The 9,982-nt window shown below is 36.9% G+C and carries 10 protein-coding genes; 6 read left to right on the top strand and 4 right to left on the bottom strand.

The features are described from left to right. Positions 1-418, bottom strand: a 418-nt coding sequence (locus F6K23_RS30570; protein WP_293162957.1) for a protein kinase family protein, incomplete at its 3' end; no start/stop codon positions are given. Positions 419-1,250: 832 nt separating this feature from the next. Between F6K23_RS30570 and leuS the strand changes: the two genes are divergently transcribed. Next, on the top strand, positions 1,251-4,040 hold the full coding sequence (gene leuS, locus F6K23_RS30565; RefSeq protein WP_293162954.1) for a leucine--tRNA ligase: 2,790 nt from the start codon (positions 1,251-1,253) through the stop codon (positions 4,038-4,040). A gap of 278 nt (positions 4,041-4,318) precedes the next feature. Here the strand turns inward: leuS and F6K23_RS30560 are convergent, their stop codons facing one another. Further along, positions 4,319-4,516, bottom strand: coding sequence for a hypothetical protein (locus tag F6K23_RS30560; protein ID WP_293162951.1), 198 nt, complete (start codon positions 4,514-4,516; stop codon positions 4,319-4,321). A 582-nt stretch (positions 4,517-5,098) separates the two neighbouring features. Between F6K23_RS30560 and F6K23_RS30555 the strand changes: the two genes are divergently transcribed. The 4 genes from F6K23_RS30555 to F6K23_RS30540 all read left to right on the top strand — a co-directional run bounded on the left by F6K23_RS30555 (position 5,099) and on the right by F6K23_RS30540 (position 7,053). Continuing rightward, positions 5,099-5,230 (top strand): hypothetical protein, encoded by a 132-nt coding sequence (locus F6K23_RS30555; RefSeq protein WP_293162949.1) that lies wholly within the window; start codon positions 5,099-5,101, stop codon positions 5,228-5,230. Positions 5,231-5,284: 54 nt separating this feature from the next. Continuing rightward, complete coding sequence (locus F6K23_RS30550) at positions 5,285-5,680, top strand: hypothetical protein (protein ID WP_293162946.1); 396 nt, start codon at positions 5,285-5,287, stop codon at positions 5,678-5,680. A 245-nt stretch (positions 5,681-5,925) separates the two neighbouring features. Beyond that, positions 5,926-6,711, top strand: a complete 786-nt coding sequence (locus tag F6K23_RS30545) for a hypothetical protein (protein ID WP_293162944.1) — start codon at positions 5,926-5,928, stop codon at positions 6,709-6,711. An 18-nt stretch (positions 6,712-6,729) separates the two neighbouring features. Beyond that, on the top strand, positions 6,730-7,053 hold the full coding sequence (locus F6K23_RS30540; RefSeq protein ID WP_293162941.1) for a hypothetical protein: 324 nt from the start codon (positions 6,730-6,732) through the stop codon (positions 7,051-7,053). A 337-nt stretch (positions 7,054-7,390) separates the two neighbouring features. Here the strand turns inward: F6K23_RS30540 and F6K23_RS30535 are convergent, their stop codons facing one another. Then, positions 7,391-7,669, bottom strand: a complete 279-nt coding sequence (locus F6K23_RS30535) for a hypothetical protein (protein ID WP_367267865.1) — start codon at positions 7,667-7,669, stop codon at positions 7,391-7,393. Between the two features lie 505 nt (positions 7,670-8,174). Continuing rightward, positions 8,175-8,507: a putative quinol monooxygenase gene (locus tag F6K23_RS30530; protein ID WP_293162935.1), complete on the bottom strand. Its 333-nt coding sequence runs from the start codon at positions 8,505-8,507 to the stop codon at positions 8,175-8,177. A 1,100-nt stretch (positions 8,508-9,607) separates the two neighbouring features. On the opposite strand from F6K23_RS30530, the gene F6K23_RS30525 reads away from it, so the two are divergent. Continuing rightward, positions 9,608-9,955 (top strand): carboxymuconolactone decarboxylase family protein, encoded by a 348-nt coding sequence (locus F6K23_RS30525; protein WP_287276254.1) that lies wholly within the window; start codon positions 9,608-9,610, stop codon positions 9,953-9,955. The last annotated feature ends 27 nt before the right edge of the window (positions 9,956-9,982 follow it).

Raw genomic sequence — 9,982 nt, 5'->3', positions numbered from 1 at the left:
CCGGTTTAATATCTCGATGAATAACAGGTTGTGGTTGATTTTGGAGATAGACTAAAATTTTTAAAATTGAAATAGCAATCTTTTTAATTTCTTGAGGTTGCCACTGACGATAAATTACAGCAGATTCGGCATTAATATATTCTTGAATCATGCAGAAACCATCGGTAGTTTGAAAGGAGTCTAAGTATTTAGGAATCCCTGGATGCTTAAGACTTTTTAATACAGCTATTTCTTGTTTGTAGGCATCATATTCTGCCCAAGTTGCTCCTAGCTTGGCAAATTGAAATTGTTTGATAACTACGTTTTTTTGAGTCTTGATATTTTCAGCTAAATAAGTGACTCGCCCACCAATATTATTGTGTCCGAGTTCTCTAATTATTTGATAGCCATGAGAAGAAAAATTGGGGTAATTATTCATGGGTTTTTAGTCGGTTTTTAGGGAATAGGAAGCAATTAAATTATTGGATATACTTCCTGTAAGCAGTCAGCAGTCAGCATTCAGCGGTCAGCTATTTATTTTAGTTTCAGATAAAAGCTTTATTAGCTGAGGTAAATTTAATCTTACTATCAAAGCCGACTTTAAAGGTTATATTCATTTAAAGGTTTAGATAGGGTTTGCTGAGAGCTGATGGCTAATAGCTGTTTGCGCAGCATTCCGCAGGAAATACTTACTTTTTCCTAATACTTACATTTCGATTATACCTTAATTAATTTTTGCTCAGATTTTTGTAGCTAGCTATTATTTTCATAAATTTTAATCTTATATAAAATAGAAGTATTAGGGTAATAGAAAAAGAAGCGATCGCTCCGACTACTAATAGTTCTATTTCTCCTCAAGTTATGCAGTGTAGAAGTTCAAAATAATCTCTCCACAACCAACAAAAATTATTACCGAAAAATTTTGGTATAAGAGCTGACTCTTTTAAAGTTATGCAGTGTAGAAGTTCAAAATAATCTCTCCACAACCAACAAAAATTATTACCGAAAAATTTTGGTATAAGAGCTGACTCTTTTAAGGAGATAAAAAAAGAGTATTCCCTATTTTCAATTTACTTTGCTTTCCTACGAAATGCTGCGCAAAAAGCCTTAGGTACTGATAACTGATAACTGATAACTGATAACTGAAATGACCTTTCCGAACTCCATATATTACACTCAGTAGTATAATGTAACCATGAATCCTCAAAGTCGGGGAATATGCAAAAATAATCAAGAAAACAAGACTATCGAAAATAATACGGAGAAAAACTGTGGACTCCAAATATAACCCTGTATCCATTGAACAAAAGTGGCAAAAAATCTGGACCGAACAAAACCAAAATCAAACCCCTACAGACAAGAATAAACAAAAATTCTACGCTCTATCCATGTTCCCCTACCCATCCGGGAACTTACACATGGGTCATGTTCGTAACTACACAATCACCGATGTCATTGCCCGACTCAAACGGATGCAAGGTTATCGCGTCCTGCACCCCATGGGTTGGGACGCATTTGGACTACCCGCAGAAAACGCAGCCATTGATCGTGGCATCCCACCCGCCCAATGGACCTACCAAAATATTGCCCAAATGAAAGAACAACTAAGACGTTTGGGTTTCTCCATCGACTGGGAAAAAGAAGTCGCCACCTGTTCCCCCGAATATTACCGCTGGACCCAATGGATATTCCTCCAATTTTTCCAAGCAGGTCTCGCTTATCAAAAAGAATCCGCCGTTAACTGGGACCCCATCGACCAAACCGTACTTGCCAACGAACAAGTAGATGGCGAAGGTCGTTCCTGGCGTTCCGGGGCAAAAGTCGAACGTAAATTGTTGCGTCAGTGGTTCTTCAAAATTACCGACTACGCCGAACAACTCCTCAACGACTTGGACAAATTGCCTGGTTGGCCAGAAAGAGTTAAAACCATGCAGGCCAACTGGATAGGTAAATCTGTCGGTGCTTACCTCGAATTCCCCATAGTCGGTATGGATAAAAAAATTGGAGTCTTTACCACCAGACCCGATACAGTCTACGGCGTAAGTTACGTTGTCTTAGCTCCCGAACATCCTTTAACAGCACAGGTGACAACCCCAGAACAACAAACTACCGTCGAAACTTTCATTCAAGAAGTAGCTGCCGAAAGTGAACTAGAACGTACCGCTGAAGACAAACCAAAACGTGGCGTTCCCACTGGTGGCAAAGCTATCAACCCATTCAATAACCAAGAAATTCCCATCTGGATCGCCGACTATGTACTCTATGAATATGGTACAGGTGCAGTTATGGGAGTACCCGCTCACGATGTACGCGACTTCCAGTTTGCCAAACAATACGAGCTACCCATTACAAATGTTATTCTGCCAGATGATTCGGATAATGATGACTGGGAATTTACAGATGCTTATACCGATGTTGGTGTCATGGTCAACTCCGGTCCGTTTAATGGTCAAAAATCTACTGTTGCCAAAAAAGCAATTATTGAACTTGCAGAAGACGAAGGTTATGGAGAAGGTCGCGTACAATATCGTTTGCGAGATTGGTTAATTTCGAGACAACGTTATTGGGGCGCACCAATACCTATTATTCACTGTCCGAACTGTGGTGCTGTACCTGTACCAGATGAAGATTTGCCTGTGAAGTTGCCAGATAGTGTAGAATTTTCTGGTCGCGGTCCGTCACCGTTGGCAAAATTGGAAGATTGGGTGAATGTTCCTTGTCCGAGTTGTGGCACTCCTGCAAAACGGGAAACGGATACCATGGATACTTTTATTGATTCGTCTTGGTATTATTTGCGTTATCCAGATGCAACCAACGAACAACAGGTGTTTGACTCGGAAATAGTTAATGACTGGTTGCCTGTAGATCAATATGTAGGTGGTATCGAACACGCAATTTTGCATTTGTTGTATTCCAGATTTTTTACTAAAGTTTTGCGCGACAGAGGTTTGTGCAATTTTGACGAACCATTCCAACGTTTGTTAACTCAAGGAATGGTACAAGGTATCACTTACAAAAATCCAGTTACGGGTAAATATATTCCCTCTGCTGAAGTCAACCCGGAAGATGCCAAAGATCCGAAAACTGGAGACGAGTTGGAAGTCTTTTTTGAGAAGATGTCTAAATCTAAATATAATGGTGTCGATCCTTTAGATGTGATGTCAAAATATGGAGCTGATACCGCGCGGATGTTTATTTTGTTTAAAGCGCCACCGGAAAAAGATTTAGAGTGGGATGATGCAGATGTGCAAGGACAGTTTCGTTTCCTCAACCGGGTGTGGTTATTGATAACTGAATTTGCAGAAAATCATAGTTTAAGTGAGTTGAAAGTAAAAAATAGCGGTATTACTCAAGCAGACTTGAAACAGTTGGGTTGGTCTCGGTATTTGATTACTGAAATCACGAAAAATCTTGCTGCTTTTAAACTCAAAAATGTGGTGAAAGTTTATGCTGCTGCTGATGTGAAAGCTGCAATAGAAGCAAAGTTTAATCATCCAGAAACTCAACAAGAGACTAAGAATGATTTACAGAAAGGGTTGAGTTGGATAGCAACTAGGTTTGCTAAAGAGTTAACTAAAGCAGAGAAAGATGTACGCAGGGCGGTACATATTGCTATTAAGGAAGTGACAGAAGATTTGGATGGAGATTATCAGTTTAATACTGCTGTTTCTGAGATGATGAAATTGAGTAACGCTCTTGCTGATGCTAGTTGCAAAGATTCCCCTATTTATGCGGAAGGTTTGGAAACTTTGCTGTTGTTGTTGGCGCCGTTTGCACCTCATATTATTGAGGAGTTGTGGCAAGTTGCTGGTAATTTTGGTTCGGTGCATACCCATTCTTGGCCTAAGTTTGACCCGGATGCTTTGGTTGTAGATGAAATTACCTTGGTGATTCAGATTAAGGGTAAAACTAGGGGTACTATTCAGGTGTCAGCGCAAGCAGATAAAGCGACTTTGGAAAAGTTAGCGCGAGAGTCGGAAGTCGCACAGCGTCATTTGGAAGGTAAGGAGATTAAAAAGGTAATTGTGGTACCTGGAAAATTAGTTAATTTTGTGGTGTAGAAGAAGGAAGAAGGAAGAAGGAAGAAGGAAGAATTTTCCGTTGTCTGAGTTTTAAGCTTTTGATATTTCCTAAGCTTTGTTTTGACTGCTATAGCTTGATTTATCAAAATAATTGGGTCGCGCAACCTCGCTTTTTAAGGCAAAATATTTTTGGAGCGAAGCTCAAATACCTGTTACAAAAATAACTTCTGACTTCTAACTTCTGACTTCATTAAGGTGGGGAGTTTCTGTGCCACTTCCCTACTATTCCTAATTATATAGAACCCATTTGGTATCTTTTATACATCTGCTCCAAAAGTAGGGACGTTGTATGCAACGTCTTTAGAGAGTGAGGAGTAGAGGGAAAGAATTGATAAATAAAAGTGCAATAATTGATTTGATTTTTTATGATTGGAGATATTTAATGATAATTTGATATATTGAAAGTAGAAAAATGCTCCCTCTCCCCATCCCCCCCCCTCTCCCCATCCCCCCATCTCCTTCTCTATTTTTAAATAGATCCAAAATGGGTTCTATATAGTACGTTTTTTGCTTAGGACAATAAATCTGGGTTAAAAGGCATTCTTGCAAAAGCTAAAAAGCAGCATAAGAATGTACTAAATTAATGCGTAGAGACATATAGCGTATTCCACTTTGATGAGATACACCCCGAAGCGAGCAAGATACACCCCGAAGCGAGCAAGATACACCCCGAAGCGAGCAAGATACACCCCGAAGCGAGCAAGATACACCCCGAAGCGAGCAAGATACACCCCGAAGCGAGCAAGATACACCTCGAAGCGAGTAAGATACACCCCGAAGCGAGCAAGATACACCCCGAAGCGAGCAAGATACACCCCGAAGCGAGCAAGATACACCCCGAAGCGAGCAAGATACACCCCGAAGCGAGCAAGATGCTCGCACTGATAGGATTTAATTATTAATATCTGTACTTCATATACTTGTAATTTGCTGTATCTGTTTTTTATATTATTAATATATGAAGTTTTTGTTGGAAATATTCCTAATTCCCGATCTGTTTTTCGGAATCTGGATTTTATGAATTGAAGGTTAAAAAGTTGAAATTTTCTACAGAAAGTTTCAAAAATAGTTATGATTTAGATTCTTTAATTCATCTACCTTTTCTTTACCTAACAATGACTACTCCCGACAAATTACCAGATTTTAACAATAATTACGAACAACAATAATCGTATCCAGACATTCTGATTGAATGGCTTGAAACTAATCCAGATTATGAATATATGGTTCGCAAAGCAAGAGACAAAGCTAAAAGAAAAACATGGTATAGTACTCAGAGATTCTTAGGAAAGTTATGGATAGCACTACATGGATTAATATTTGCAAATGCGAGGGACTTTGATGGTGAAGAATCACCACCAGACAGCCTAAAAAAAGATTCTGATATCACAGCGGGAGTAGTATCAGGAGCAACTTTAATCAATGCAATAACAAACTTACCAATACTTTTTTATGCCTTCAAAGATTTAAGTATTTCTAGTTTAGCTCTATTAACCCCAGGTATTTTAACAACCTTAGCGCCATTGTTAATCAACCTAATTTTACTCAATTGGACTAATAAATCAGGCACAGCAGCATCAGACATAAAACATGGTGAAAAAAAGTTTTTTTTAGGATAGGAGCATCCTTATTTTTTGTAATAAGCATTATACAATCTTTAGTCGCTGGTGTTGGTTCTGAACTAATTAATAATAGAGGTGAGCTAAGTTACCAACTAGCACAGGAGAAAATTGAAGAGCAAACTGCATTAAATAGCAGATAAAAACACTCAAAATATAACCAATATATTATTGCTAGAGACACCTGTGCAAACAACAGAAAGCTACTTCAAAATACATCTTTCAGCAGTCAAGAACGATCGTCGTTGTACTTAGAAACTTATGGTAGCTATGAACAAAAGCAAAGTGGGATGGACTGGAGCGAATACCCCTTAGAAAGCATACCCTGGTGTCCCAAAGCGGACATTCTAAAAGAGGAAGTAGAAAAGAGTGAAAACGCATGGAATGAAAAACCTGAGAGTCGCAGCGAGATAGGAAACGATTTACAATTCCTTAGTCAAGAAACAGATGAGTTATACAAACGTCATTTTGACGAGAAAGGTAATATAAAAGTTGGTTCAGAGGAACTAAGGTTAGCCTTTGAAAACTTCTTTAGTAAGGCAATAGAAGGGGATTTAGACGGTCTGGGGTTCTCCCTATTTTTCTTCCTGATATCATTAATTACCAGCTTTGGAGCAGTCTCCTTAACAATGGCTCATGCTTACAGAAAAAGTGCAATAAGTATAACAAAACCTGAAGTAAATGAGGTAATTACAGTATGGTTACAATACATTTGGAAGTTAAGCCTAATAAGAGGAAATAAGGAAGATTCAGAATATCAATATCATAAAATTCTTATTGGTATGTATGTATCGAAATACCATCAATCACAAAGATGCGATTACCCGTTTTTAAAAGTAATTGCTAGACTTTCGGAAGATGGTAAATCCATATTCCCCCCTTCTCCATATCAGTTTGAAGCAACTTTACAAAAGCTAGACAAGTATATAACAGACATCTACAAATCTATAAATGAAATAGAAAGTACAATTTATGAAATTAATAATCAGTCAAAAAAAGCTAGTTCAGCTTCACCGAAATCATTTAAATAATCATAAGAACTATTAAAAATGAACATTGATTTTCTCACTCAAGCTCTAGTATCTTTGTTAAAGATGAGCGAAGAAAACAACATAATAAAAATTAAATTAGATAGCAAAAAAAACCAAGATACAACTAACTCTTTAGATACTAAAGATAGGATAAAACAAATATGGCAACGTCTCAACAAAGAAGCTCACTACCTATTCCAAAAATCAATCGATAAAAATAGTAATTCAATGCCAGATATTAAAGAAGATACGATATACCAATTACTAGATGAACTACCAGGTTTATGCTCCAGCCTGAAAGCAGAGAGACAGGAAGAAATTCAAAAAAAAATTTCAAGATAAATGAAAATTATTTAAGTTAAATAACTTCAATTTTTTTATGATGATAATTAATAGAAAGGCTATTTTCTGATAGATTAGAAAAAGTATCAAAATTTATAAACATGAGTCTAGTTATACCATTTGGACAATCTCCTCTGTTGCAGGTTCATAAGCAGGGAACAGGAAACAGGGAACAGTAGGAAAAACTTTTCTCTATCTAAACTTTATCATGTGAATATCTACAGGAAATTCAAGGTTTTTTCAAGCTTTTAAGCCTTCTTCCTTCTTCCTTCTTCCTTCTTCCTTCTTCCCTCTTCCCTCTTCCTTCTTCCTTCCTCCTTCTTCCTTCTTCAAATGACTATTTATTCAGAACATTGCAAATTAAATTACCCGCACCATTACGTTTAAATTTAACAATCTTACCATTTTTTTGTATTTTCTCTTTAGTGCGACAATTATAAATTTCCAATGGTTTTCTCCTACCATTAATACTAACTTCTGCTCGATATTCCCAATAGTTTTTAGCACTGCGCTTAATATTGAGAATACAAATTTTATTGCCGTTATAGTTACGACAAAAAGATGCTGCTGCGGGGGGTGCAACAGCAAAAAAGAATATGAATAAAAAAATTGACAAGATAATGTATTTCGGCATTTTGATATGCTATTTATTTTCTGAGCTAGCGATCGCATGGAAGTCAAAAGTCAAAAGTTAAAAGTTAAAAGTTAAAAGTTAAAAATCAGATTTTATCAGCTCAAAACTTTTACTATACAATAATTTCAGCAAATTATTTCACATTTAAAGTTGGAAACTATTTGTGACATCTTGAAAGTGAATTGGTATATCTACAAAATCTACAAATAAAAAATCAGGACTTATATCATGTCCGAAGGCAATCGTTTGTGTAAAAGTTAGCGTGGATATCTACAAGAAATTTAAGTTTTTTTCTTGCCTGTTGCCTGTTGCCAGATGAGCTGTTGCCTACCTTTGCTATACAATACCGATGCTACCGGACATGATATTACACATGAGGTACAAAAAACCAGAATGTGAGATTGCTTTCCGTTCCAAACTGCTCCGCAAACCCTGTCAGTCGCTTCAGACAAAAATACGTTGCAACTGCGTAAGTCCTAAAAATCAACTAAAGTCCGAAGCTCAATTTATCAATATCATAAACTCTTACTTCTGCATCTTCAGCTAAAAGTTCTGATATTTCTTCAATTAAAGGTGCAATGTAAGGTTGCTTAAGATGGGAATTAAGAGCTTCTCGATCTACCCATTCTTCAAAATACAAAAACGTATTAGGATTATCAAACTCTTCATATAAAGTATAACTAATATTTCCAGCTTCTTTGTGAGTTTCTTCAATACCAGGTTTTGCGAGTTCTAAAAATCGTTCTCGTTTTTCCGGTTTAATTTTGTATTTCCCAGCTAAAACAAGTGTAAATTTTTTGTCTTCATTTGCTTGATTCATGTTTAAGTCCTTGAATTTTGGGCGTTGGTGATTTGAGTTATGATATCATGTCCGGATAAGAGCGCGAACAAAAAAACTTTCTCTTCTACTGCTCTTTGCTTCTTAATATCATGTCCGGTAGCATCGGTATTGTATAGTGAAGCAAGGAAGAAGGTATCCCCCATACCCTCCTTTGAAAGGGGGGGGAAGAAGGCTTAAAAGCTTGAAAAAACGTAAATTTCCTGTAGATATTCACCCTTTATTTTACACAAAAACGCCCCAGCGAACATGATATTATTTTTTCCCTCCTGACTCCTGACTCCTGACTCCTAAAGAATTGCTTTCCGTTCCAGACTGCTCCGTAAACCCTGTGGATCGCTGCCGACGAAAATATGTTGCAGGTGCGTAAGTCCTATTACAGTAGTTTTCGAGTCTTGGAGGCACAAAGTTTGACTGCTCTAGGGAACACCGGAGCTGGGAACAGGAAATATAGGATAAGAATAGTGTTACAACCGTACCTCAAGCTTCCTTAAAAGTGCTGTAATTTTAACAAATTAAGTATATACAAAATTTATCATATAGGTTATAATAACAGCCTTTATATAAAATATGATTACAGTTAATTTATTCTCATCAACTTAGAAAAGCTTAACAATACTTAAATGCTTGTAATTAAGTAATAATAAAAAACGACAAAAATGATTTAGATCATTGTTAATTTAGATCACTAAGTAACATTTTAGAATATTTATCGGAAAATATCAGTTTATTCTAATAAAAAAATCATAAAATCAATTTAATTAATGAATTAATGTAAGTTAAGGTGATAATCTAGTTGATAGAAAAAATGTTTCGGATATGTCTAATAGATTTGCCTCACATCTGAACAGCAAATCAGATAGGTCAGAAGTGTGGACAATGATATTATTTAATATCTCGATCGAGTGGCCGTCATCTGCTCGGGTAAAGGCCGATAACTTACTAAAAAATTAGATGTTAAACTGTGTAAGAAAGCGATTATGCTAGGTAATGCTAACGCGATATTGCTCTAGAACGCTGACACAAACACAGTATTGAAACGAACATACCATAGCAAATTGGAAAAATTAAGCGGATAAACTATGGAATACAAAAACGCAGTCCTAGATGACAAAGCTCTGCAAGAAGGTTTAAATGGTATCAACCCCAAATTCGGGGACTTTTGTACTCGTGTGGCAGGTGAAGCATGGGGTCTACCACTCATAGACCAAAAAACCAAAGCTCTGATTACAATAGCAATTGATGTAGTCAATCAAGATCATGTAGGTCCGGGAAACCCTTTTGGCGCTCATGTTAATATGGCAATGCAACAAGGAGCTACCCGTGAAGAAATAGAGGAGTTATTATTATTCACCTGTGTTTATGCAGGATTTAATAAAGCAGCAGGTTGCTTCGGCGCTCTGAATGAAATTTTAGGCCCCTCCGCTTAACGAAGTCAGAAGTCAGAAGTTAGAAGT

The sequence above is a fragment of the Okeania sp. SIO2C9 genome, assembly GCF_010672455.1.
In the GTDB taxonomy this organism is placed as follows: Bacteria; Cyanobacteriota; Cyanobacteriia; order Cyanobacteriales; family Microcoleaceae; genus Okeania.
The sequence above is the reverse complement of the archived record's forward strand: the minus strand, read 5'-3'. Positions and strand labels throughout refer to the sequence as shown.